18 protein-coding genes are annotated in these 26,102 nt (G+C 40.6%); 8 read left to right on the top strand and 10 right to left on the bottom strand.

The features are described from left to right. The first annotated feature begins 40 nt into the window (after positions 1-40). From leuB to OGI71_RS22340, 4 genes are all read left to right on the top strand, one after another. A complete protein-coding gene (leuB, locus tag OGI71_RS22355; RefSeq protein WP_282252056.1) occupies positions 41-1,114 on the top strand; it encodes a 3-isopropylmalate dehydrogenase in 1,074 nt (357 codons plus the stop codon). A 68-nt stretch (positions 1,115-1,182) separates the two neighbouring features. Then, complete coding sequence (locus tag OGI71_RS22350; protein WP_223581820.1) at positions 1,183-2,346, top strand: 2-isopropylmalate synthase; 1,164 nt, start codon at positions 1,183-1,185, stop codon at positions 2,344-2,346. A gap of 225 nt (positions 2,347-2,571) precedes the next feature. After that, complete coding sequence (ilvA, locus tag OGI71_RS22345) at positions 2,572-3,819, top strand: threonine ammonia-lyase IlvA (RefSeq protein ID WP_282252049.1); 1,248 nt, start codon at positions 2,572-2,574, stop codon at positions 3,817-3,819. Between the two features lie 315 nt (positions 3,820-4,134). Continuing rightward, complete coding sequence (locus OGI71_RS22340; protein ID WP_282252047.1) at positions 4,135-4,650, top strand: DUF2911 domain-containing protein; 516 nt, start codon at positions 4,135-4,137, stop codon at positions 4,648-4,650. Positions 4,651-4,760: 110 nt separating this feature from the next. Here the strand turns inward: OGI71_RS22340 and OGI71_RS22335 are convergent, their stop codons facing one another. The 8 genes from OGI71_RS22335 to OGI71_RS22300 form a co-directional block, all read right to left on the bottom strand. Then, a complete protein-coding gene (locus OGI71_RS22335; RefSeq protein WP_282252045.1) occupies positions 4,761-6,674 on the bottom strand; it encodes a sodium:solute symporter family protein in 1,914 nt (637 codons plus the stop codon). A gap of 42 nt (positions 6,675-6,716) precedes the next feature. Further along, the gene (locus tag OGI71_RS22330) at positions 6,717-7,646 is read right to left on the bottom strand and encodes an endonuclease/exonuclease/phosphatase family protein (RefSeq protein WP_282252044.1); all 930 of its coding nucleotides are present in this window, start codon (positions 7,644-7,646) and stop codon (positions 6,717-6,719) included. A gap of 123 nt (positions 7,647-7,769) precedes the next feature. Further along, complete coding sequence (locus OGI71_RS22325; protein WP_282252043.1) at positions 7,770-8,999, bottom strand: glycosidase; 1,230 nt, start codon at positions 8,997-8,999, stop codon at positions 7,770-7,772. A gap of 9 nt (positions 9,000-9,008) precedes the next feature. Further along, positions 9,009-10,772, bottom strand: coding sequence for an aryl-sulfate sulfotransferase (locus OGI71_RS22320; RefSeq protein WP_282252042.1), 1,764 nt, complete (start codon positions 10,770-10,772; stop codon positions 9,009-9,011). A gap of 145 nt (positions 10,773-10,917) precedes the next feature. Beyond that, positions 10,918-12,561 (bottom strand): RagB/SusD family nutrient uptake outer membrane protein, encoded by a 1,644-nt coding sequence (locus OGI71_RS22315; protein WP_282252040.1) that lies wholly within the window; start codon positions 12,559-12,561, stop codon positions 10,918-10,920. 50 nt (positions 12,562-12,611) lie between these two features. Next, positions 12,612-15,635 (bottom strand): TonB-dependent receptor, encoded by a 3,024-nt coding sequence (locus OGI71_RS22310; RefSeq protein ID WP_282252038.1) that lies wholly within the window; start codon positions 15,633-15,635, stop codon positions 12,612-12,614. 481 nt (positions 15,636-16,116) lie between these two features. Then, on the bottom strand, positions 16,117-16,986 hold the full coding sequence (locus tag OGI71_RS22305; protein ID WP_282252037.1) for an AraC family transcriptional regulator: 870 nt from the start codon (positions 16,984-16,986) through the stop codon (positions 16,117-16,119). A 2-nt stretch (positions 16,987-16,988) separates the two neighbouring features. Next, positions 16,989-19,406, bottom strand: a complete 2,418-nt coding sequence (locus OGI71_RS22300) for a prolyl oligopeptidase family serine peptidase (RefSeq protein ID WP_282252036.1) — start codon at positions 19,404-19,406, stop codon at positions 16,989-16,991. A gap of 341 nt (positions 19,407-19,747) precedes the next feature. Here OGI71_RS22300 and OGI71_RS22295 point away from each other — a divergent pair, with 341 nt between their 5' ends. The 4 genes from OGI71_RS22295 to nrdF all read left to right on the top strand — a co-directional run bounded on the left by OGI71_RS22295 (position 19,748) and on the right by nrdF (position 23,609). Beyond that, positions 19,748-19,981 carry a thioredoxin family protein gene (locus OGI71_RS22295; RefSeq protein WP_077437059.1) on the top strand — a complete coding sequence of 78 codons (234 nt, stop codon included), beginning with the start codon at positions 19,748-19,750 and terminating at the stop codon, positions 19,979-19,981. Between the two features lie 35 nt (positions 19,982-20,016). Further along, positions 20,017-20,424 carry a class Ib ribonucleoside-diphosphate reductase assembly flavoprotein NrdI gene (gene nrdI, locus OGI71_RS22290; protein ID WP_282252034.1) on the top strand — a complete coding sequence of 136 codons (408 nt, stop codon included), beginning with the start codon at positions 20,017-20,019 and terminating at the stop codon, positions 20,422-20,424. Continuing rightward, entirely contained in the window at positions 20,384-22,489 is a 2,106-nt protein-coding gene (gene nrdE, locus OGI71_RS22285) for a class 1b ribonucleoside-diphosphate reductase subunit alpha (protein ID WP_282252032.1), read from the top strand. Before nrdI ends, nrdE begins: the two co-directional genes overlap by 41 nt. 133 nt (positions 22,490-22,622) lie before the next feature. Beyond that, on the top strand, positions 22,623-23,609 hold the full coding sequence (gene nrdF, locus OGI71_RS22280) for a class 1b ribonucleoside-diphosphate reductase subunit beta (protein WP_257087099.1): 987 nt from the start codon (positions 22,623-22,625) through the stop codon (positions 23,607-23,609). A 164-nt stretch (positions 23,610-23,773) separates the two neighbouring features. Here nrdF and OGI71_RS22275 read toward each other — a convergent pair. After that, a protein-coding gene (locus tag OGI71_RS22275) for an IS3 family transposase (protein WP_282252025.1) occupies positions 23,774-24,893 on the bottom strand; the annotation gives its coding sequence in 2 pieces (ribosomal slippage) (positions 23,774-24,641 and positions 24,640-24,893; 1,122 coding nt in all). Positions 24,894-25,095: 202 nt separating this feature from the next. Continuing rightward, positions 25,096-26,043: an FkbM family methyltransferase gene (locus OGI71_RS22270; protein WP_282252024.1), complete on the bottom strand. Its 948-nt coding sequence runs from the start codon at positions 26,041-26,043 to the stop codon at positions 25,096-25,098. Positions 26,044-26,102 lie beyond the last annotated feature (59 nt).

Genomic DNA, 26,102 nt, shown 5'->3' with positions numbered 1-26,102 from the left:
TCTCCATACTCATATCTCTATACGCAATACTAATAAAACAATGAAAAAAAATATATTAATCATCCCTGGAGATGGCATTGGCCAAGAAGTAACAACATGGGGTAAAAAAGTTTTAGAAAAGATCGGTGAAAATTATGGTCATGAATTCAGTTTTGATGAAGCGATCATGGGACACACAGCGATTGAGGCTACGGGCAATCCGCTTCCAGATGAAACGCTAGCGAAAGCCAAAGCATCAGATGCAATCCTTTTCGGCGCGATCGGACATATCAAATACGACAATGATCCATCTGCTAAAGTACGACCTGAGCAAGGCTTATTAAAGGTCCGTAAAGAATTAGGTTTGTATGCTAATCTTCGTCCTATCCTTTTATTTGATGAACTATTAGATGCATCAAGTTTAAAGCCTGAAATCCTACAAGGAACAGATATTCTTTTCTTCCGCGAGTTGACAGGTGACGTTTATTTCGGAGAGAAAAACCGCAATGAGGACAATACCTTCGCTTCGGATTTGATGAACTACCACCGTTATGAAGTAGAGCGTATCGCACGTAAAGCTTATGATGCTGCCCGTACCCGTAACAAGAGATTATGCTCAGTTGATAAAGCCAATGTATTGGAAACTTCCCGCTTATGGAGAGAAGTTGTTCAAGAAATTGCGAAAGAATACCCAGATGTTGAAACAGAACACATGTTTATCGACAATGCAGCAATGCAATTGGTTAAGAATCCGAAGAAATTTGATGTCGTATTAACAGCGAATCTTTTTGGTGATATCTTGACAGATGAAGCATCTCAGATCGCGGGATCAATGGGGATGTTGGCCTCAGCTTCAGTCGGTGATGGTACAGGTTTCTTTGAGCCTATCCACGGTTCGGCACATGATATCGCGGGCCAAAATAAAGCGAATCCACTTGCCTCAATTCTATCGGCGGCATTAATGCTTGACATTAGCTTTGGTCTTCAAGAAGAAGCAAAAGCAGTTACCAATGCTGTTGCTGAAACACTAAAAGCAGGTTGGAGAACGGGAGATATCGCCAATGCCCACACCGAAGCTTCTAAAGTCCTAGGTACGCAAGAAATGGGTGAAAAAGTATTAGCATTTATTAAATAGTAATGAGATATGGGTAGGGAGTTTTACTTCTTACTTTTTTATTTGTAAATCTTTTGAATTAAGAAATTATGTTACACGATCCTAATCATCTTTACATCTTCGACACCACATTACGTGATGGCGAACAGGTACCAGGATGCCAATTAACTACTCCAGAGAAAATTGAGATCGCGAAGGATTTAGAAAAACTAGGTGTCGATATTATCGAAGCTGGTTTTCCTGTTTCCAGCCCCGGAGATTTTCAATCTGTAGTAGCGTTATCCCAGGCGGTGAATGATGTTATTATATGTGCATTAACCCGTGCTAATCAAAACGATATTGACGTCGCTGCCGAAGCATTGAAATATGCCAAGCGCCCACGTATCCATACCGGTATTGGTTCTTCAGATATGCATATCAAATATAAATTCAATAGTACACGTGAAGAAATTTTAGAGCGTGCGGTAGCGGCGGTAAAACATGCTAAATCCTATGTGGAAGATGTTGAGTTTTATGCAGAGGATGCGGGCCGTGCAGATCTGGAATTTTTAGCTAAAATGATTGAATCAGTTATTGCTGCTGGCGCGACAGTGGTGAATATTCCAGACACTAACGGATATTGCTTACCAGACCAATATGGTGCTAAAATCAAGTATCTTAAGGAGAATGTACGTAATATTGATCAAGCAATCATCTCTGCTCACTGTCACAATGATTTGGGCCTTGCTACAGCCAACTCCATTGCCGCGATACAAAACGGCGCCCGTCAGGTAGAATGTACCATCAATGGTATCGGTGAACGTGCGGGTAATACCTCATTGGAAGAAGTTGCGATGATCCTTAAAGTACACAACCAATCTTTCGGTAGCTTAACTTCAAATATTGATAGCCGTATGTTTACCTATCTATCACGTAAAGTGAGTGAAATGATGAACATGCCTGTGCAACCCAATAAAGCGATTGTTGGCCGGAATGCCTTTGCCCATAGTTCAGGTATCCACCAAGATGGCTTCTTGAAACACCGCGAAAATTATGAAATTATCAGACCCGAAGATGTAGGGCTTGACGAAGCAGATATCATCTTAACTGCCCGTTCAGGAAGACATGCACTTAAACACCATTTAGAGCGCTTGGGTTTCCATCTTGAAAAAGATGATCTTGCGGATTGCTATCAACGCTTTTTGGTTTTGGCCGACGAAAAGAAAAATATTTGTGATGATGACCTAAAAAGCCTCATCCAAGAAAAGATATAAAAAAAGGAAAGGCTGCTGATGCAGCCTTTTTTCATCAAGAACATATTTTTTAAGAGGATTCCACAATCACATGTATAAACTTTTTTGTTCTATACACTCGAGGTCTTTTTCATAAAAATCAACTAAATTTAAATCAACTTTTAAACACAGTATAGGTAGAATCTCTAACATAGCGGTGGATATCTCCGCTTTCTTTACTACCTTCATTAGACATATCATCTAACTATGGATCTATCAACCCTAAACATCGATTCCGAAGCTACACTTGAGCGCATCAAATCTGTGGTCAATCGTACACCGCTACAGTATAATCGGCATTTATCCGAAAAATATAACGCCGAAGTCTATCTCAAAAGAGAAGATTTGCAAGTTGTACGTTCTTATAAATTGCGTGGTGCCTACAATAAGATTATTTCGTTGACCGATGAAGAAAGACAACGTGGTGTGGTCTGTGCAAGTGCAGGCAATCATGCCCAGGGTGTAGCCTTTTCATGCAACAAATTAGACATTAAGGGTGTTATATTTATGCCTGGGCCGACCCCTCGTCAAAAAATCTCGCAGACCGAAATGTGGGGTAATGGCAATGTTGAAATTGTATTGACCGGAGATACATTTGATGACTGTCAAAAAGCTGCCCTGGCGTACACGGAACAACATGGTATAACTTTCATTCCACCATTTGATGATCTCAAAGTTGTCGAAGGACAAGGTACTGTAGCCGTTGAAGCATTGCAGGATCTTCCTGATATGGATGCCATATTTATTCCGATCGGTGGTGGTGGACTTGCTGCTGGAGCAAGCTATTACCTGAAAAGCAAAAACAAAGCGATCAAGTGTTATGGTGTAGAACCTGAAGGTGCTCCATCGATGCAGGCTGCACTTGAACACGACGCACCCTTTGAATTAGAGCACATCAACAAGTTTGTGGACGGAGCTGCTGTAAAAAAAATAGGAGCTACGACATTTGCCATTGCTAAGCAACTCCTCGATGATACACGCTCTATTCCTGAAGGTAAAATCTGTACCTGCATTTTGGAGTTATACAATAAAGATGCAATCGTCGTTGAACCTGCAGGCGCACTTTCTGTTGCCGCATTGGAGTTCCACAAAGATGAAATTAAAGGGAAAAAAGTAGTCTGTATTATTTCAGGTGGCAACAATGATATTGACCGCATGAGTGAGATCAAAGAACTGTCTCTACTTTATGAAGGATACAAGCACTATTTTATCGTACGTTTCCCACAGCGCCCCGGTGCATTGAAACTTTTCGTTTCCGAAGTTCTTGGCCCTAAAGACGATATCACGCGGTTTGAGTTTATCAAAAAAACAGAACGGGAAAGGGGCCCAGCCCTAGTCGGCATTGAGCTCAACAAGCCTGAAGATTACGAAACATTGATCGCACGGATGAAAGAATACAAATTCGATGTCATTGAAATCAATAAAGATCAAACATTATTCGAATATCTGGTCTAAAAAATAAAAAGCTGCGATTTAAATGCAGTAAACAAAGAAGCACATTCAAAATTAGAGAATGGACCACAGCCCAAAAGTTTTCTGTCTAACTTTTGGGCTGTATTATTATGAGCGAACTTAGATCTGAAAATAAACTCGCCATTTTTTTATGGACTAGTTTGAGTAATACCAGGAAAATGGAACTATATTTATATTTTCGACAGGATCAAAAACTGGTTTGAACAATTTGCCCAGTCGTTTATATCTGTTAAAATTAATACTATTTTCATCACATAAAAATCTTATATTTAAGTGTTTAATCAAAAATAAGAACAGATGAGAGTACTAATTTTAACGATTTTGACCCTAATCGGTCAACTTAGCTTCGCCCAGACAGACAAAAGCAAACGTCCAAGTCCTCCAGACAACACCAAGGTAATAACAACCGATGGTGTTACCATCGACATCAATTACAGCCGTCCTTCACTCAAAGGTCGCAAGCTCGGTGTTGATATTGTTCCTGCCGGTGTAGTTTGGCGTACAGGCGCCAATGAGGCCACTACGATCGAATTCAATAAAGATGTATTGGTTGAAGGAAAAAAACTAGCCGCTGGGAAATACGGTCTTTATAGTATCCCTGGAGAACACGAAACAACCCTTATGTTCAGCAAAGTGTGGAATCAATGGGGAACAAAATATGACGCCAAAGACGATGCGCTACGCGTTTCGGTCAGTAATGGTAAATCGGATAACAGTCAGGAGCAGTTCAAAATCAATGCGACTCCCGAAGGTAATATTTCACTGGAATGGGGAGAATATGTCATTCCTTTTAAGGTCAAAGCAAGTAACTAGCTGATCCAATAAGTCCGTTTTATAAAAATAGGCTACCGGTCAAAGTACAACTGGTAGCCTATTTTTATATGATCGAAAAGCTTTTATATGGTCAAAAACAGTTCGTATGGTTAGTCAATAATCGTCTTTTCAGTGACGGTCTTGTCTGTTTTATTCAACCCGTACTTTACCATAAAGGCATTATATTCCTCCTCATCACGATTCATTTTATCATACCAGTTCTTTTTCAGGATAAGTGTAGTAATACCCAGTATCAAGATTGTTGTGAGCAAGCCCTGTCCTTGTTTGATCACAATATACATTGGCACCAAGGTCAGACAACATTGCCATACTATACCAACAGCCACATTAACCATATCCCGTTTAAAATGATCATTCTTCCTGAGATCAGGGTATTTCTCTAGTGCTTTTTGATGAATCGGCCCCCAAAAACCCCAAGGGCGTACACGCACATAAAAGTCTACTAGCACTTCCTCTTCGGTAGGCCGGGATAACCATGTCCCTGCAAAACAGCCAAACAAAGATAGGACAAACAAAAAAGGGAAGAAATATAATGGCAGTGTATCCGGAAAAACCTGCGGTAATATGATCGCTCCAAATATACCCGCTAGCATTCCCCAGAAAAAACCGGCACCATTAAAACGCCACCAATGCCATTTCAATACATTTGCTGCAATATAACCGCCATATAACGCGGAGACTATCCATTGTAAAACGGAGTTTATATTCTGCACATATAAGCCGATAATAGTACTACAGACAACCACAGCGATTGAAACAGCATAACTCAGACGGATCTGCTTTTTGGGAGAAGCAGACCGGTACATAAACTTCAACAACACATCATTTACAAGATAAGCCTGAGCAGCATTTATCGTTGAAGCAAATGAAGACATGAATGCCGCCAATAGCCCTGCCAACAATAGCCCGGTCAACCCAACCTTTCCGAAGCGGCTGATAGCTTTGGGCAGGATAATTTCAAAATCCATCTGATTGCCCATATGTGCAAATTCATCCCGAAAAAATACTAGCGCTAATACCGTGAACCCCATAATCATCAGATAACGTGGGATAAGTAGGATGACCGACACCGAACCGCTCATTAAAGCCGCCTCCTTAGGGGACCTACAGGCCAATATCTTCTGCATATCATAGTTGGCTGCCGGTCCTGCCATGCTCATAAATATCCCTTTAAATAGCATCATCATGACAAATACCGTAAAAAGATTATATTGATCATCGGCGATCCGGTCCATTATGGAGGGAAGTAAAGTACTCCAATCCAAATCCAGGTGCCAACCGAAGAAGGGCGAGTCCCAACCTTCTGGCGTGTTTGCGGCCAATAGTTCGGGGCTAACTTGCTGCATAGCAATAACAGCGATGGCAATTCCCGAAATAATCATAATACCAAACTTGACCATATCCGCCCACACAATACTATGCATCCCACCAAGCATGACGTAAAAAGTCGTAATCGCTGTAAAGAAAATGCCATACAATTGAGGGGCCATCGCCGGATCAATCGCCAATGGAATAAAGCGGGATACCTGTTCCCATGGAAAAAAAACTTCCATGAATTTCCCTATACCGATAAAGCCGTAACACAAAAAACCCATTACCGCAACTATGGCATATAGAATGACGATCGTATAGGCTCCGTCAGCTCCCCGACCATGACCAAAACGCGTACGGATCCATTCTGCTCCAGTCAGGACATTGGATCGTCGCAACCAGACCGATAAATAGACCATCAAAAAAATTTGATTGAAAACAGGCCATAACCAAGGGATCCACATGCTTTTTAATCCATATACAAAAGCAAGGTAAACCATCCACATGGTTCCCGAGATGTCGAACATACCCGATGCATCAGAAATACCGAGCATATAATAGGGAAGCGTTTTTCCGCCTAAAAAATAGGAATCAAGATTCTTGGCTGCTCGCTTTTTAAGGATCAAACCGATGACAATCATCGCAAGCAAATAACTGACGATGATAACTATATCTATTACGGAAATTTCCATGAATATTCTTTTCGTGGTTATCCGCAATCTACAATTATATTTCTATTTCTCCAATTGATCAATCACGACCGAAACAGGGTAATGATCAGATATCCCTTCAAGTGCAGGACCATTATGCACTTCCACCTGTTTCACATGAGATGCTAAAGGTTCAGACAACAAAATATAATCAAGACGTTCAGAAACGGCCCCCAACCGGGAGTCTCCCCATTTCCAATTGTAAAGCGTCGCTGCAGGGTAGCTGGCACGTTTGATTTTAGGAAATACGTACCGTCCGATACAATCGTCAAAACCAGCAGCCAGAAAAGTTGATAATACACGATAGTCAAATCTACTGCAGTTCATATTGCCATATTGCGGATGCTCCTGATCCCATTTTGTCAAGTTCGCTTTCAATACAGACTGCGTTTCCAACCAAATGGCATCCAATGGGGAGTAGGCATTCAGATCTCCCATAATAATACAGCTGTCCAAGCTATTATTCTTTACATATTCCACAATTTGTCTTGCCTCTCCAAGTCTATATTTCCAGGAAAAAGGGCTTAGATGTGTTACGATAAGATCTAAGTTTTTGATCTTCACATGCAGCATCCCATGCCAAAACTGATCTACTTGTGCTTTTACAAGCCTGATCGGATAACGTGAGGAAATACCGACAGGGTAACCTTGCTCTTTTAATAAAACCGTGTAAGTATGTCCATATGCTTTAGCCAATTTTGCGAGATCTGTTTGCTTAAAATTGACCAGTTCCTGCAATGCCACTATATCAGGTTGCTCTTTTCGAATCCAATCACTAAATTTATCCTTTCGATCCTGCTGTTTCTCAAAACCATTCCAGATATTATAAGAGATAATTTTTAAGCTCTCCGATTCTTGAGCCCGCACAGAAAATGCTAAACTACAAAGACTGATCAAAGCGAGAATTTTAACACAAACATTCTTTAACATAGCATTGGTTTGTTGATTGCCCATTTTTTTTATTCATACATTTTATTGCCCTGTTGCTAAAGTGTACTAAGCACGCTATTTTCGGCATGCTATTTACGATCATCTATTGTGGTTCGGGTACACTTTGTATTTCTTCCTGATCCCACACTATTGTGAGAGATGACCAACCTCTCCCCGACTTTTATTATTTATATAGTGCATATTATGATCAATCAGATTAATCACCTTGCGCAATGATTCTGCTGAGCGGAGTCCGTCTGCCGGTGTATTCAGGCAATAATCCAGCAATTTGGTTACGGAAGAAACTGCAACATGCGTCCGTGTATCGCTGGAGGCGTAATAAATATACACGGTACCATCTGCATTCATAATCCAACCGTTAGAAAAAAGCACATTGGAAACATCCCCCACCCTTTCCTCGCCTTCGGGAGCCATTAGATAGCCCGCGGGTTCCGCAATTAATTCACTTGGATCCTCTAGGCTCGTGAGATAAAGGTATAATACATAACGTAAGCCCGCTGCAGTACCCCTGACTCCGTGTGCGAGGTGCAACCAGCCTTTCTCCGTCTTTAGTGGCGTCGGTCCCTCCCCATTTTTAAGTTCCTTGATCGTATGGTAAAAACGTTTATTAATAATCTTTTCCTCTTGGATAACAGCTTTGGTGATATCCTCCACCAAGGCCCATCCAATGCCACCACCGCTTTTTGCTAGAATAAAATCGTCCTGGGGGCGTGTATAAAACGCGTATTTTCCTTCCACAAACTCAGGATGCAGTACCACATTGCGTTGTTGACTGCCAGCCTTTAAATTAGGTAGGCGTTCCCAATGTATCAGATCTTTTGACCGGATGATACCTGTAGAAGCAACGGCGCTAGAAAGATCGCCTGGAGCAGCATCAGACGCACGGCGTTCACTGCAGAAAATTCCATAGACCCAGCCGTCGTCATGTGCCGTAAGCCGAAGATCATAGACATTGGTTTCATCAGATTCCGAATCTGGGAGTAAGACAGGATGATCCCAGAAGCGAAATTGATCTATTCCATTGTGACTTTCGGCAATTGCAAAGAAAGACTTTCGGTCGACACCTTCCACGCGAACGAATAGCAGGTACTTTCCTTTCCAATAGATTGCTCCAGCATTCATGGTTGAATTGAAGGCAATTCGTTCCAAAAAATGAGGATTTGTCAATGGATTGAAATCGTAACGCCAGGTAAGCGGAATATGTTCTTTGGTGACAACAGGATTAAAATAACGCGTGACAATTTTTCCCGGACTGAATAATCCAACGTTTGCTTTTTCTAATAATAAACGTTGTGTTTCGATAATATAAGCTTGCTGGCGCTCAAAGGATTCGGACATAAAATTACGTAAGTTCAAAAAAGTTATTTATAAATTCGAAGGATAGAGTGGCATACGTGTTACCCTGTGAAATGCTGAGCCGCTGCCGGTAGTTATTTCAAGTTCAAACAAAACTTCCTTCGTCTTCGGATCGATTTCCATCACGCGACCTCCATTCCCTATACTTGTTTTCACCCCCATACCGGGAAAGAATAGAATATTACCAGTCTGTGGCAGGTATTGTACCCCCGATAAAGCTTGAGAAAATGCATTTGCCCCTCTTTCTTTTCCATAAGACCAAAGTTGTTGCACTGTTTTCTTAGCCGCATCAATTTTATATTCGACTACTCGGCTATAATTGTTCACACCTGATCCAAAATTGGGGATCCAGCTTCGGTTGTAGCCATTATCAAAAACTAAAATACGATCTTCGGAAAGTGCCACTGGTGTATGGGGGCCCCAAGGCCAGTCAAATCCCGCGATGCTTGCATCACCATTGATGACAGCAGGATCGGTAATAACTGTACCATCCTCAGTAATAGGTTTCAGCAACAACGATTGATAATTGGCACCCCAGAATTTATGTGGAGAAATCATCCATTGAGTCTGTCCTGCGTGGTTAAAACGCACAATACCCTGATAACGTAAAGTCACCAATAAGTCATTTCCTATTTCTGCGATGGAGTTGTTGTGTGCCCAGTTATTTGCCGTCTGCGAAAAAGCAGGAGGAGTAATACCGTCAGGTTTTACGTAACGGGTAGTATCCAGCTGCTTGGCCAGATCCCATTCATTGACCAAGCTCCCTGTTTGGGGATTCAGTTCAATGATGTGGTCATTCATTCGGGGTTGTCCATTAACTAAACGCGCGGCTGTTTTTGTCACTGTTATTAAAAAATTGCTGTTGGCAGCCTCTGTAATTTCATGGTGAAAAGTATAGCCTAATTTCCTTAAATCCCATTGACGCTTCAAGTTACCGAACATGTCAACTTCTACAATGCGCGGTTCAGATTGGTCACCCGCAATGAATGTTCCTTTTTTTGTCCGTTTCAATCCGATGGATAAAGATAGCTTTTTCAACTCCGGCGACTTTTTAAAATCCAATAACCAGCGTAGTTCGCCTTCGTTATCGATCATATAAGGCAGAGATGCGTCTATCTCGCTCATGCCGGGATAGTTCACTAGGTTAACTCCAGGTTCCATCTTAGCGGGCTCCGCTTTGATACTTTTCCACCGCGGAAAGTCCTGTATTTCGATAGCATTTGTCTGGATATGTATCGTGGTACTGCCTCGTTCTATCCCCTTCATACTGGTAAAGGTTAGTTCTACCACATTGTCGTAATCGGGATATAGCCCAAAGATGGGTACTCCTTGCTTCGGCGTATCATCTTGGCATAAATGGGTAATATTGCCCTGATCACCGTGTTTCCCCCGTACGGTAACTTTCACCCGACCATAGGTAGGCAGCCATACATTAACCAAAGCCGCCAATGGATTTAAACCCGAAGGGTTAAGTTTTATACCTTCAACTATAAAGCCAAGGTCTGTACCCTTGCTGGGCACAACCAGTTCCGAACCATCACTAAAAGTAATCTTAGTTTGCCAGCGTTCCAGCTGCGGTTCCACTTTTGCAATTTCCTGCAAAGAGACAGACACCTTTCCACCTTCAAAGTTGAACACATAGTTTTCTTTACCTTTCGTAATGTCAAGCAGCAGCTCTCCCTTATCAACCCATTCATTCAAAGACTGTTTTGAAGGAATCTCTAACACAGCATCCCTATTCCTGGCGCAGGAATAAAATAGGATAACCATCATTCCTAAATATAGATAAGGTATGATGTTCCTTTTTTTTAAATAATTAAAAACACAAGTAGCTGACATAGTTTATATTGCTGATAGATCCTAGGTGTTAAGATTAATTTTTCGGAGGAGCTGAAAAGCTCCTCCGAAAAATTGATAATTACTTCCACAACGGATGTTGTTCTATTTTGGTATTGGTATTCAATTCGTCCTGTGGTATAGGAAGATAGTAATGCTTAGGCCCGAAATTATTGGCCCCTTGCTTTTTGTTATCCACAAAAATCTTCTTCATGTCAGCATACGCAAACCAACGTTTTAAGTCAAAGAAACGATGTCCTTCAAAGAAAAACTCCAATTCATTTTGCTTCATGATTTCCTTCATCAAATCATCTTTACCACTCCAAGTCTTATTAGCCAATCCTGCACGATTACGTATACGTTTAAGGCTGGACGAGGCATCTGCAATATTTCCATTCTGTGCACAAGCTTCAGCATGTAACAATAGTACTTCAGAAAAACGAAACACCCGTAGATTGTTGTTGTTATTCTTAGCGGGATCATAATGAGAGTTGGAACCCGCAGCATTCATATAAGCATTGGTGTACTTATTCATCAAGAAACGCCCCTGTTTTCCATCAATAGTTGGAAAAGCTTTTTCAAGCTCTTCAGGAGAATGTCGCTTAAATTTCTCTTTACATTTCTCCCAAACATCATCAAAAGTCTGATTACCATACCATTTACCATCAACAGCCCCAGTCTGGTAATCCGAATATTTCCATAGGAAACTGGCATTCATACGTTTGTCGAAACGGGTATCGGATCCTGTTGGTCTCTCCTCAGCGATAAAATCACGTATAATAGCCGGTGATGGCATAATCTTGAACCATGCTCCAGTACCATCAGGACCTACAAAGTTAGGCAACACCATACCCAAGTGCGAGTTTGGTTGATCATTCCCCCATACACCACCACTACTCAAGGTACCATCGTATGCCAACTCCCATACCGACTCTTTGTTAAACTTAGTCGTATGTTTGAAATTATCCTGATAATCAGCTACTAAATCATAATTATAAGGTGAAGAAAGTAGTACTTTCAGTTCTTTTTCGGCTTCGCTATATTGCTTGGTATACACTAATGCCTTACCTAGATGTGCAATCGCAGCTCCTTTGGTCACACGTCCCAATTCGGATGCTGGTCTATCCACAGGTAAATTTTCTTTAGCTACTTTGAAATCGGCAATCACCTGCTTCCAGATTTCAGCCTCCGGTGCAGATGCCGCTTCTCCTGGTTCCGCATCATCTGTAGCGACCGTCAAGCGCAACGGTACGTCACCCCAGTTGGCGGCCAATAAGAAATAGTACATCCCTCTTAGGAAACTCACTTCACCGATCAGTTGCTTTTTCTTGGCTTCATCCATAGGCACTTTATTTATATTTTTGAAAAATACATTCGCCCGGTTAATACCTTTGTATAAGCTCCCAAACTCACTATTACCCGTCGAGGCGCTATTCAGAAAATTAACAAATTCCCAGGTAAAGGCTTCTTCCCCGACCAGAAAAAACGTATCATCCGCCCGATTCATCGTCTGATACCCACTCCATGCGCCATAATAACCCGACATCTGGTTACGAATAGGTGAATAAACAGTTGCTACAGCTGATACCGCATCGTTTTCATCCCTCCAAAAAACAACATCCACCGGCTTATTGGGATTCGTTTTGTCCAGAAAATCCTTAGAACAGCCTGTTAGCGACAGTCCCACTACTACCGCAATTGTATATTTATTGATTAAAAATTTCATAGTTGTATTTTAAAAATGCTAAAATTAATGACTAAACATAATTATGTCGTTTAGAAGCTGGCTTGCACACCAAACATAAAGGTGCGTGCCAAAGGGAAACGACCATAATCTGTCCCTGCGGTCATCGTACTGGACCCACCGCCATTCTCATCGGAATTGATTCCCAGATCCGGCGTGTATCCCTTATACTTTGTCGAAGTAAACAAGTTGTCACCAGCGAAAAAGATGCGGGCACTTTTCAATGCCGCTTTGCTCAACACATTCTGTGGCAATGTATAACCTATCTCCAGGGTTTTTAAACGGAAGAAAGATCCATTCTCCAACCAACGGTCAGATGTACGACGTCTATTGTTATTCGGATCTTCACGCGTGTAGCGTGGAATATCCGTATTGGTATTTGAAGTTTTCCAGGAGTTCAACAAACTTGTCGCATGGTTATTGACCTCATTGGTTGATTCTATACGCGCCCGGGTATAGTTATATATTTTATTACCAGACACTCCGTCAAAGAAAACGCCCAAATCAACGCCCTTATATTCCACATTACCTCGGATACCATAAGCTAGCTTAGGAAAAGGGCTTCCTAAATACTGGGCATCTTGATAATCTGTGATTTTTCCATCATCATTGAAATCTACAAAACGAATATCTCCAGCCTTAGCATTAGGCTGTATAACCGTACCATTCGAACTTTTATACGCCTGTACTTCAGCATCAGACTGGAAAATACCATCAGTCTTAACCAACCAGAAACCTCCTATAGGATAGCCAACTCTCGCCCAGGTAATATCTCCTTCAGCATGCGGATTAAAACCGGCAAACTCTTGTATAGAACCTAGGGTCACAGCCTTCATATTGTTCTTGACAGTAGATGCATTAACAGAAATATTGTATTTAACCGCGCCTATAGCATCCCGAAAACTGGTCAAAAATTCAAATCCCTTGTTACTGATTACCCCAGCATTCATTACCGGAGTACCACCTAAGCCCGATGAAGGCGCGCGGTTGATTCCCAAAAGGATGTTCTTAGTCTCGCGCACATAATAGTCAGCACTAACGCTCAATCGATTATTCAAAAAAGCCAGATCTAAACCAATGTCACTGGTTTCGGTTTCTTCCCAGGTCAAGGCATTTGGGGATACCCATTCGTAGCCCGGAATAGCACCTAGCCACAATTTGCCTCCCTGAATGTAATTGATACCATATTGGGTAGTGAACTGTGTGGTGTAGTTAGCAATATTCTGGTTACCCAAACGACCATAGCTGGCGCGAATCTTAAATTCATTGACCGTTTTCTTAGCGGACTCAAAGAAGGCTTCGTTCATCACGTTCCAACCCAAAGCAACAGAAGGAAATACACCATAGCGATGACCTTCTGCAAATTTCGAAGAACCATCGCGTCTTATGGTAGCAGTCAGAAGATAACGGTTGTCATAGGTGTACATCAAACGACCAAACTGAGAAATCAACGCATCCTCTTGAAGGTTACCATTGGTAGACTGCTGATCCATTGCTGCGGCATCGATAGCATCTGTACCTAATGGAATATCATAACGTCCCAAACCAAATCCACGGTTATTGTTTTCCTGCGCTGAATATCCAGCCAAAACAGATAGCGTATGCTTTTCAAATGTACGATCATAGTGTAAAGTGTTTTCAATCAACCACTGATTGTTGAAAAATGCACTTTCCCTCAAATAAGATTGTATTAATTTATCACCATACACATGTGGTTCTGCCTTTTTATTATAATTACGTCCTGTAGTACGATTGGCCCCAACATTCAACCTATACTTCAGTCCTTTAACAAAAAGGTCAACCTCCGCATAACCGCTAAGCATAATATCGGTCTGATGACGTTGGTTGTTGTACAAATTGAGGACGCCAACAGGATTTTCGATATTTTTCATCCAGGAAGAATGAGTGCCGTACCCACCCAATACCGCCGAATCATATACAGGAACCAAAGGGTTCTGGCGCAAAATATCGGTAATCGTCAATTCTGATCCCCGCTGTTGATCCCCATTCTTAATCAAGAATGTATTCCCCAAGCGTAGATGGTTATTAAACAGGCTAAAGGTATTTTTAGTCCGTAGATTAAAGGTTTTGTAATCTGTATTCAAAAGTATCCCTTCCTGAGCCATGTAACCAGCAGAAACACTATAAGTTGAACGTTCACCTCCGCCTGCAACATCCACATTAACTTTATGCATAGGCGCCGCACGGAATACTTCTTTCTGCCAATCCGTATTAGCTGTCATCGCTTCGGCACTCTGAGGCAGTAACTTATTCTCTTTCTGAAAATTTTTCCATTGTGTGGCGTCCATAAGATCCAACATTTTGGAAACCTTTTGCACACCTGTGAATGCGTTTACGCTGAGTGTAGTGGCTGTGTTTTGCCGACCGCTTTTGGTGGTCACAATAACTACACCATTAGCGGCACGTGAACCATAAATCGCTGCTGCTGATGCATCTTTCAAGACTTCCAACGAAGCGATATCATTAGGATCCACCAAATTGATGTCCCCAAATACACCATCTACAACATAAAGCGGTGTATTGCTACCAAAAGAGCTTAAACCACGAATAGTCACGTTCAGTCCCGCTCCGGGAGCTCCCCCCGCATTGGTCACGGATACCCCCGCAACACGGCCTTGCAACGCTCCCGCTGTACTTTTAGCTATATTGGACTGTAGATCCTTCCCCGATACAGATGCCACAGCACCTGTCAAATCGCGTTTTTTTACTGTACCATATCCAATAACAACAACTTCATCCAAGTCGGTTCCTGATTGAAGCACAATACTATAAGTTGATGCATCATTGACAAGAATCTCCTGTTCCTTCATCCCCACATAGGTAATTTTTAAGGTTTTCCCTTTCTCAACATCAAGTGCGAAGGAACCATCAGCATCAGTTTTTGTCCCCCCGGTGCTACCTTTGATGTTTACAGTGGCCCCCGCCACTGGCTTATTATCTGCATCAAGGACTTTCCCTCGTACTTTTTGGGATTGTTGCGCCCAAGCAAATGTGCCATAAGCCGAAAGTAAAAGCAGTAGAGCTGTTTTTCTCATATTTTGTGTATTTAAGGTTTACAATAAATAGATAGATTGTATATAATATGTCTATACTTAATTTGGTATGCTATTATTGGTCTATAGGACGAAATTAGAGAAAACGAAAAACCAAGGATAGCAAGATCAGGTCATTTGTATTGTACTTTTAATTCATATTTCCGACAAAGGAATCGCAAAAAAACAAACGCAAACGATTGCGCACTCCAAAAAAAAAAAGAGATTAATGAAAAAATGCATTGGTTCAGCACGAAATACAATACGCTGAAAAACAATACATTAAAAACAAGTCAACAGTGATTCATTGAACTCTGAACTCATTTTTATTGAATTATTTCACAGCGTTGAGCAACGCGATGCAATCGTTTGTCAGACAGCATGGTCATTGTCAGACAAATTGCCTTTGCTTACCCATTGGTATCATTATGTATGAAAAAATGTACTCAGAATCTGAGTATAGGGGTAGGTTGCAACTAGATCGCTAGATAATCATCTGCTGTTTCCGCAGGCTATTTCTGTATTCAATCGGGGTTATCCCTTTTTTCTTCTTGAATACACGGTAGAAATAAGAAACACTATTAAAACCACATTGCTCGACGATGTCAGCAATTGGAGTCTCCTCTTTTAACAATCGAACGGCCATATTGATCCGGAAGTCAAGTAAGTAGTCGGTAAAATTTAATGTTGTAGCTGATTTTAAAAAACGAGAGAAGGTCGATTTGCTCATGTTCATAATCGCAGCTACCATAGGCAGGCTCAATTCTTTGTTGATATTCGCAACAACATATTCCTGTAGACGTCCCATAAGCAGCTCACTATTGCTCAAGACGGAATTTGTCGCCGTAGATAATACACGGATATCTTCACCTTTTGACAGTTCATACAGCAGGACAAGCAGCTTCATGACCGAATAAAATCCATCGCGCTCCAAGGTCAATATGCGAAGCAAAGGAAGCACCCGATCTACTGTATCTTTTCCGAAGACAATCCCTCGCGACGCTTTTGACAAAAGCTGCTGTATACTTGCAAATTGCTTTTTGTCCAGATATTGGTCAATAAGCGAGGGGTGAAACTGTATGGTGATTTCATGGATATCATTGGACTGACATTCACCATCTTTCCAGGCATGTTCAAGCTCTGGACTCGCAATCAGTACCAGATCTTGCTCACCGATCGTTTCTACAGAATTACCAATGATACGCTGTGCACCGGAGGCACCCTCCACATAATTGAGCTCGTATTCGGGATGGATATGCACCGGAAAAGTGAAAGAAGATTTTCGCCTGTCAAAGACCACAAAGCAATCATCGGAGGATAATGGCGATTTTTCTCGAAATATATCAGGTCTCATAATTAGTTCTTTAAGTATTTTTCAAGGAATTGATCTTGCTCCCATAGGAGGTGAAAGATATTCTCCTTCGCTACATAACCATGGGCCTCACGCGGCAAAATCACCATGCGCACGGGTGCTCCCAAATTCTTTAAGGCCTGAAAATAACGTTCTGTTTGTAGGGTAAATGTTCCCGGATTATTGTCCGCTCCACCATGGATGAGCAGCAATGGCGTCTTCATCCGATCAGCACTGACAAATGGAGACATTGTCATGTACAGGGCTGGATCATCCCAAAAGTTACGTTGCTCACTTTGGAAACCAAATGGTGTTAATGTCCTGTTATAAGCTCCCGAACGCGCTATCCCAGCTGCAAATAATTTTGAATTAGACAATAAGTGTGCAGTCATAAAGGCTCCATACGAATGCCCACCCACAGCAACCTTTTTTCGGTCAATATAACCCAATTTATCCACGGCATTGATTGCCGCTTCCGCATTAGCGACCAATTGCTCAATAAAGGTATCATTTGGTTCTTTCTTTCCCTCTCCTACAATTGGAAATGCGGCATTATCCAAGACCGCATAGCCTTTTGATACCCAATAAATAAATGATCCATAACTTGGAAAAGTAAATTCCTTTGGGTTCGCCGTGCTTTGCCCAGCCGTATTTTTGTCTTTATATTCCCTTGGATAAGCCCACATCAATAAGGGTAATTTCTCCTTGTTATTTAGATCATAGCCAGCCGGCAGATATAATGTACCCGAAAGCGCTACCCCATCCTTACGTTTATAGTTTAAGATTTCTTTGTGAACTTTTTCAAGCGATTTAAATGGATTTTCCAATGTTGTCAATGCAACCTGTTTGCCTGATTTCATGTTTTTCAGGTAATAATTTGGATAGACTGATGCCGATTGGAGCGAGATCAACAATTCACCGGTTTTTGGATTTACAATCTCTCCAATCCGTTCCTGCAATTCAGATGCTGCCGCCGTATATAAGCGTTTTTTCTTTAACGTTTGCAAATCCAGCTCTTCCACAAAAGGAAACTCTCCTTCTTTGGTAAAGCCCTTGCCTACAAATAGGACTTTGTCCTTGTCCATATACATACTGTATGTTCCGAGGGCATTTTTTTGTTGATATACTGTACCCGGATCATTATAGACATCTTGGCTGTTGCGATCATGCAACAACTTGGATTCCCCAGTGGAAGGATTAACGACAAAAGTTTTCGCATTACGTGTATCATACCATTGCGAATGAACCAATGCATATTTATCATTGCCCCAAACAACCCCAGCATAGCGATCTTTAGTTTTGAAAATCAGCTTTCCCGCACCAGTATATGGGAAGTCCAATGTATAAAGCGCATCGCGAAATTCTGCCGGTTTGTTGGCATCACCACCATCCAGGGCTTCAACATAAGCTAAGGTTGCCGGCTGGTCGTCACGCCACTGCAAAGAACGCCTACCTGGACGTGTAGAGGAGAATCCTTTTGGCATGACCTCCGTTAAAGGCACTTCATTAACCAGTGCAATCTCTTTTCCCGATAGATCGTAGATCCGCGTCTGTTGTGGAAAACGCGAAGCTGGTACCAGATAGGAATAGGGTTTAGCGATTGTTGTTACCATCACATAGGTACCATTGGGCGAAAAGACGACCCCAGTATAGATATCTTTATCTTTGAATTTGGAAATCGTCCCATCTAGATCCACAAACTGTAGATTAGATTGTACCAATGTTTCAAAATTCCGTTCGTCCTGTGGATTCTTCAATAAATCTTGGTATGTCCTGAGTTGAGATACTTTGCCGTCGCTTGTGGATACGACCGGTCCCGTGGGCAGATCCTTGGCAGGATCCAACAAAGCATTTTTTTCCTTTGGTAAGGCCGTGATAATTAATCGTGTTGAATTGCCCAACCACTGAAAAGGCGCATCCAATGTTGCATTCAGATTATAAGCTGTCAATTGTTTCACTCTCCGTGTTGCTAAATCCAGTACAAACAGTGCGGTTCCAGATTCATTTGTATTGGTAAATGCCAAACGGTTATTGTCTGGGGAGAATGCAAAATTTGACAAAGAGGGATTTTCTGGCATTCCAACAAAATCTGTTTCTTCTAACTGTTGTCCAATTTTCTTCAGGCCAATCTTATTAAAAAAGACTGTCGAACTTTCCATATTTGTACGCGGATTGATACGCAATCCGGCCAATTTCATTTCTTCCTGTCCCAGATCCTCCAAGCTCTTATAGGTCGACCGGTAGGTGAATAACATCCATTTGTTATCACTGGACATTTTTATCTGAGGTGGTCGAATAAAATCGGCCAAAGCCAAAATTTCGGAAGTTGGTTTTTGGAAAGTGATATTCTCCTGTGCATGCGTCTTCAAAGACAATAACAACAAGAGAGCATAGCATAGCTTCTTCATAAATTTATTTTGCATATTAGGGCAATAAAATGTAATAAATTTATAAAAAAAACCAAGTATTGTAGCCGTTTTATGACACTAAAATTAAACTTAGATTGTTTCGTAAAAAACAGGTAAAATTTCTTGATTTAAAGTTATCCACATTCATATCGCGCACTATAACAGACACTTAACACAACCAACTAGCAGTAAACGCATCCTATGACAAACTTTTACCCAAAATGTGGAAAAGTCAAACTACCGCTTCGCAAGAAAATATATGATATTTGTTAAGCTAATGAAAGAATTGGCAATTCAACGAAGTAACGACCTTTCTTTTTCTATGAAGATTGGATAAAAAAAATAAACATACAAACATGGCAAGAATTATCAAATTTGAGAAAAACGATTGTGCTCCTTGTGCACAAGTATCGGCTTATTTGGATCAAAAAGGTATCCAATATGAAACGGTTAATCCTTTTGATGAACCTGACTTAGCCGCAAAATTCAAAATCCGTACGGTACCAACAGTAATCGTATTGGAAGATGAAGAAATTCAACACCGTATCATTGGCTTTAAACCAGAAGAATTGGCTGCCATTGCACTTTAATAAATCGAAGGTATCATTAAATTAAAGACAGCAGTATGATACACATTTATTACGATTCCAGAACGGGTAACGTACAGCGTTTTATGGATAAAGTCGCACAGATCACTGGCTGGCAGATCCATAAAATCAGCGCTGACCTTCAGGTAAATCACCCTGGCCATTTGGTCACATTTACCACAAATTTTGGACAGGTGCCCGAAAACACAAAACAATTCATGAAACGAGAAGCTAAAAATATCTATTCCGTAACCTCCAGTGGCAACCGCAACTGGGGTCCAAATTTCGGTTTGGCAGCTGATCGTATTTCACAGGATTTCGACATTCCACTGGCATTCAAGTTTGAACTGTCCGGAACAATGGAAGACATAAACCAATTTATTGACATCTTAAAGAACTTTTGCGATGGTAGCAAACGAAGTAGCAAAAAACTGGATATTGCTTAATAATGAAATCATGATTAAGCATGATGACGAGTTCAGCTTACATAAAGATAAGGAAGCTGTTCGCGCATATTTCCTGGAATATGTAAATAAGAACACTGTGTTCTTTTATACATTGAAAGAAAAAATAGACTATTTGATAGAAAACAACTACTATATTGATTTTTACCAATGGTTTACATTTGAAGAAATGGAAGAGGTATTCAATTATGTGTATGCTAAAAAATTCCGTTTCGAATCCTTTATGGCAGCCTTTAAATTTTTCCAGAGCTATGCACTTCGCGACGACTCTGGTGAAAAATTCCTAGAGCGCTATGAAGATCGCGTTGTTGCTGTATCCTTATTCTTAGCACGAGAAGAAGGTGTAAAAAAAGCGATAGAATACGCCGAAATCATGATCAACCAAGAGTATCAACCTGCTACACCAACATTCTTGAATGCAGGTAAAAAACGCTCTGGGGAATTGGTATCCTGTTTCTTGGATGAAATTGGTGACAACCTGAACGGTATCGGTTATGCAGTTGATTCAGCAATGAAATTATCCTCTATCGGTGGCGGGGTTTCATTCAATATCTCCAAAATCCGCGCACGTGGTGAGGCGATCAAAGGTGTTGAAGGTCGTGCAGGGGGTGTACTTCCGATCATGAAAATCATGGAAGATACCTTCTCTTATGCAAACCAATTGGGACAACGTCCTGGTGCTGGAGCAGTATACTTAAATATCTTCCACTCTGATATTGAAGAGTTCCTTGATTGTAAAAAAATCAATGTGGACGAAAAAGTACGTATCAAATCACTTTCAATCGGTATTATCGTTCCCGACAAATTCATGGAGCTAGCCGAGAAAGATGAGCCTTGTTATTTGATCTACCCACATACAGTGATGCAAGAGTATGGACAATTCTTGGATGAAATGGATATGGACAAGATGTACGATGAGTTGATCACCAATCCAAATGTCAAAAAGAAAAAAATCAACGCACGTCATCTGTTGGTTAAGATTGCACAGACACAAAAAGAATCCGGTTACCCTTATATCTTCTTCAAAGAAAACACCAACCGTGTACATGCTTTGAATGAAATTGGTCAGGTGAAATTCTCAAATCTATGTACCGAGATCATGCAGGTATCACAAGTATCCGATATCGAGATCTATGGCAAGCAAGATACAATCCGTTATGGTATCTCCTGTAACCTTGGTTCGTTGAATATCGCTACAGTGATGGACAATAAACGCATCAAAGAAACGGTGAAAACAGCGATGCGTGCGCTAACAGTGGTCACTGATGTAACCAACATCGATATGGTACCTTCGATTGCAAAAGCAAACCGCGAATTGCACTCCGTAGGACTTGGTGCGATGAACCTACATGGCTACCTTGCAAAAAGCTTTATCATGTACGAATCTAATGAAGCCTTGGATTTTGCCAATACATTCTTCATGATGATGAACTACTATTCATTGGAAGCATCCATGGAAATTGCAAAAGAACGTGGAAAAACATTTGTTGGATTTGAGAAATCAGCCTATGCAGATGGCACTTATTTCAATAATTACATAAACCGTGATTACATTCCAAAAACAGCTAAGGTAACTGAGTTGTTTGAAGGTATACACATTCCAACTGTTGAAGATTGGTTAGAATTAAAAGCAAAAATCAAAGAACATGGTATCTACCATGCGTACCGTTTGGCGATTGCTCCAAATCAATCAACTTCCTATATCATGAATGCGACAGCGTCTGTCATGCCAATTGTGGATATTATTGAAGTGCGTGAATATGGTGATAGTACCACTTACTACCCAATGCCATATCTGACCAACGATAACTATTTCTATTTCAAATCGGCATATGATATGGATCAGTTCAAAGTATTGAAATTGATTTCGGTTATCCAACGTCATATTGATCAAGGGGTATCTACAATTTTGCATACCAATTCGAAAGACTCCACAAGAGATTTGTCTAGATATTACATCTATGCACATAAATTGGGATTGAAATCCCTTTATTACACACGAACAAGAAAATCGACCATCGACGAATGTGTCTCTTGTTCAGCCTAATCTTGAGATTTTAGTATTTGGATATATAATGTGAATAGGTCAAAAGTTGCCAAGTTATCGGCAACTTTTGGCTTAATCAACGGATCAGAAGTTCAAATACATGATAATAAATGCCTAATACTTTAAAATAAAAATGAGTAAAACATATAAAGCTGTCAATTGGAATACTCCCGAGAACGATTATGTATTGATGTTCTGGGAACAAAACATTCGTCAATTCTGGATTGACACCGAATACATTCCATCAAAAGATATCGATAGTTGGAAACGTATCAGCCCAGAAATGAAAGATGCCTATAAAAAAGCATTAGGTGGTTTGACCCTGTTAGATACCTTGCAGAGTCATACAGGTATGCCAAAAATCATCGACCACATAGATACTTTACAGAATAAAGCTGTATTATCCTATATGTGTATGATGGAAGCTATTCACGCGAAATCATATTCAACTATTTTCACAACGGTTTCAACGACAGCTGAAATCAATGATATCTTCGAATGGGTTCAACAAAATAAATACCTACAGTACAAAGCACAGATGATCGACGGCTATTACCGTGCTATCGACAAGGAGGATGCTTCTGATGAGGAAATTTATATGGCTATGGCCGCTTCCGTATTGTTGGAATCTTTCTTGTTCTATTCTGGGTTCTTCCTACCATTGTGGTTATGTGGTCAAGGTGAAATGGTTGCTTCTGCTGATATCATCAAGAAAATCGTCGCTGACGAATCTATTCACGGTGTGTTCGTCGGATTGATGGCACAAGATCAATTCAAAAAATTAAAGAATCAAGATCAGGTAAAAGCACGTTTCTTGGCTTTACTTTATAACTTGTATGAAAACGAGTTGAAGTATACCGAAGAGATCTATACTGAAGTCGGTTTGACTGCAGAGGTGAAAGAATATGTTCGTTACAATGCAAACAAGGCATTGATGAACTTAGGTTTTGATCCGATCTTTGAAGTAAAACAAGTCAACCCAATTGTATTGAATGGCTTGAATACAGAAACCACACAACACGACTTCTTCTCTAAGAAATCGACAAACTACGAAAAGGCGACAGAGATCGTCCATCTAAAAGATGATGACTTCAAAATGGATGTCGTTGTTGATATATAGTCACACTGTTTCATAAAGTGTGTAAATTATAGAAATGTGGAGTTCAAAAGGGCTTCACATTTTTTATTGATTTTGAAACCTTCCCGCTTTTCAAACATTGAATAAATATAAAAATACACGTTAAGAAACTAAAGATTCTTTAGCGTATTGACCTCTCCCAGAATTTAGGAGTGTTCTAAAGTAGAAAATCCCGCTGTTTTGACCTGTTTTTCGATAAACATTTCAGGGGTCATATCCCCTAAACAGCTGTGGGGTCTGAAGGTGTTGTACTCTTCCCTCCAGATTTCAATTTTTTCCTTCGCATCTTCCAATGACAGAAACCAATGCGCATTTAGGCACTCGTCCCGAAAACTTCCATTGAATGACTCAATATACGGATTATCTGTTGGTTTTCCGGGTCTGGAGAATACTAATTCCACCTGATGTTCATATGCCCACCTATCGACATTCTTGGAAATAAACTCCGATCCGTTATCCACTTGGATTTTCCGAGGCATTGCCTGCTGGAATAACCTGAGTTCTTCCAATACAGAAACAACATCACTTCCCTTAAGCCCCTGTCCAACCTCAATAGCCATGCATTTACGGCTATAGTTATCCACTATAGTTAAGCAGCGGATTTTCCTGCCATCGAACAGCGCATCAGCGACAAAGTCCATACTCCAGCAGTCATGTAAATTGGAAAAAACCGGCCTCTCGGATCGATGAGCGGCGGCGCGGCAACGTCTGGGCCGTTTCACACGTAGATTTAAGCCTTCTTCCTTATAAATTCGATAAATCCGTTTTGGATTATCACGCCAGCCTTCACGTTTCAATAGAACAACAATCCGTTCTATGCCGTAACGGACACGTGTTTCTGCAATGCTTTTTATGCGAAGGCGTAATGGACCGTCATCACGTCTATTGTGTTTATAATACCAAACTGAGGTACTCAGCAGAGATACCTCGCATGCTCTGCGCAGGGAAATTCGATAATCAGAAATGAGGCCCGTAACCATTGTTCTACGTTGCGAAGGCTTTAAAACTTTTTTTTAATACATCCTGGAGCATCTGTTTGTCCAGAGTAAGATCTGCCACAAGCTTTTTCAGCTGCGCATTCTCTTCTTCCAGTTGCCGAAGCTTACGCAACTCCGACACGCCAAGACCGCCATATTTCTTCTTCCAGTTGTAGAATGTAGCCTCGCTGATGCCCATTTTTCTGCAGACCTCTTCCACGCGGGTACCGGTCTCGGACTGTTTGATCGCAAAGGCGATCTGTGCTTCGGTAAACTTTGATTTTTTCATCGTTTTTCCTCCCTTTTAAAATTAGTAATTCATAACCGAATTCCCTACTTTTAAATGCTCCAGTTTTTTGGGGAGAGGTCAAAAAAAGTGCACAACTGGGGCTTGACCATATTCCAACTTTATATTAAATTTGGAGATAGGCTCAAACTGGAAAGAGATTTTTAAGTTTTTAATCCAATGACGCAGTTAGAGTTACACTCCCTTATTTTTTTTTAAAAATTAAACTATCAAAACTTTTATCACACTCAAAAAACACTTTCAAAACCGAAGGAATATCCTCTTTATCAATCTCTTTGCTCAATTCCGGTATAATTAATTTATCAAAAATTTCTAAGGGTTCGCAAAATGCAGAAATCTCGATCATTGCGACGTTTTTTATGTGATGCGGTATAAATTCAATAAAAAGAAGCTTCACTTTCTCAAGTATCTTAGGCATTCCTAATAAGGCGAACAGTTCAGCCCCCTCTAAGTCCATGATCACTACATCAAAATCCTGATCCTTTAAAAGCGAATCCAATCTACAACAGCTTAACTCAACAATATTTGATGTTTCCGTTACATAAGGATCTAAATTTCCGAATGGTACAATCTTACTTCCTCCTGAATTTTCTCTATTTATTATGAAGTCTATCTCACCATCATAATTAAAAGCAACAGTATTATATAACTTACAATTGGTAATATTATTAAGCTTCATATTGTACTCTAATAATTTATAGCTAGATAAATTTGCTTCAATACACACAATATTCTCAACAATTCTTGCTATTGGAACAGCAAATACACCTATATGAGCACCAACAAAGAGAACTTTTGAATCGTTATTAATAAAAGATTTTATGGCCTCAATTTCCTCCTTTTGGTATCGCCCTTCCTGTCTTAACATCGCACCAACAACCATATCTTCAGAATCAACTAAGAAAATCCCATCTTCAATATCAACTAGGACTGCTTGGCTATATTCTCCCAAAATATTTTTTGATAGTTTTGCCATAGAGTTTAATAAATGGTTAGGATCGCTCAAAACTTCCTCGCTGACAATATCTTCAATGAAATCAAAAGCAGGTTGCCCAATCCGCATCACTATTTCCTTTTCCTGCTTCGTTAAAGCACTAAATCTCGACAAAAGGTATTTAACTTTTTCTTCCATATATATTTTTTTTTTAAATAATCGCAAAGGATGAAAGTCTATTAATTCTGCACTCCAAT

The organism is Sphingobacterium sp. ML3W (genome assembly GCF_029542085.1).
Lineage (GTDB): Bacteria > Bacteroidota > Bacteroidia > Sphingobacteriales > Sphingobacteriaceae > Sphingobacterium.
The sequence above is the reverse complement of the archived record's forward strand: the minus strand, read 5'-3'. Positions and strand labels throughout refer to the sequence as shown.

Bases quoted from the DNA above. Each gene is read 5' to 3' on its own strand.
- OGI71_RS22310 (WP_282252038.1), bottom strand. From the start codon at position 15,635: ATGAGAAAAACAGCTCTACTGCTTTTACTTTCGGCTTATGGCACATTT.
- nrdF (WP_257087099.1), top strand. From the start codon at position 22,623: ATGAGTAAAACATATAAAGCTGTCAATTGGAATACTCCCGAGAACGAT.
- ilvA (WP_282252049.1), top strand. From the start codon at position 2,572: ATGGATCTATCAACCCTAAACATCGATTCCGAAGCTACACTTGAGCGC.
- nrdI (WP_282252034.1), top strand. From the start codon at position 20,017: ATGATACACATTTATTACGATTCCAGAACGGGTAACGTACAGCGTTTT.
- OGI71_RS22340 (WP_282252047.1), top strand. From the start codon at position 4,135: ATGAGAGTACTAATTTTAACGATTTTGACCCTAATCGGTCAACTTAGC.
- nrdE (WP_282252032.1), top strand. From the start codon at position 20,384: ATGGTAGCAAACGAAGTAGCAAAAAACTGGATATTGCTTAATAATGAA.
- OGI71_RS22270 (WP_282252024.1), bottom strand. From the start codon at position 26,043: ATGGAAGAAAAAGTTAAATACCTTTTGTCGAGATTTAGTGCTTTAACG.
- OGI71_RS22320 (WP_282252042.1), bottom strand. From the start codon at position 10,772: ATGATGGTTATCCTATTTTATTCCTGCGCCAGGAATAGGGATGCTGTG.
- OGI71_RS22300 (WP_282252036.1), bottom strand. From the start codon at position 19,406: ATGCAAAATAAATTTATGAAGAAGCTATGCTATGCTCTCTTGTTGTTA.
- OGI71_RS22315 (WP_282252040.1), bottom strand. From the start codon at position 12,561: ATGAAATTTTTAATCAATAAATATACAATTGCGGTAGTAGTGGGACTG.
- leuB (WP_282252056.1), top strand. From the start codon at position 41: ATGAAAAAAAATATATTAATCATCCCTGGAGATGGCATTGGCCAAGAA.
- OGI71_RS22350 (WP_223581820.1), top strand. From the start codon at position 1,183: ATGTTACACGATCCTAATCATCTTTACATCTTCGACACCACATTACGT.
- OGI71_RS22295 (WP_077437059.1), top strand. From the start codon at position 19,748: ATGGCAAGAATTATCAAATTTGAGAAAAACGATTGTGCTCCTTGTGCA.
- OGI71_RS22330 (WP_282252044.1), bottom strand. From the start codon at position 7,646: ATGGGCAATCAACAAACCAATGCTATGTTAAAGAATGTTTGTGTTAAA.
- OGI71_RS22335 (WP_282252045.1), bottom strand. From the start codon at position 6,674: ATGGAAATTTCCGTAATAGATATAGTTATCATCGTCAGTTATTTGCTT.
- OGI71_RS22305 (WP_282252037.1), bottom strand. From the start codon at position 16,986: ATGAGACCTGATATATTTCGAGAAAAATCGCCATTATCCTCCGATGAT.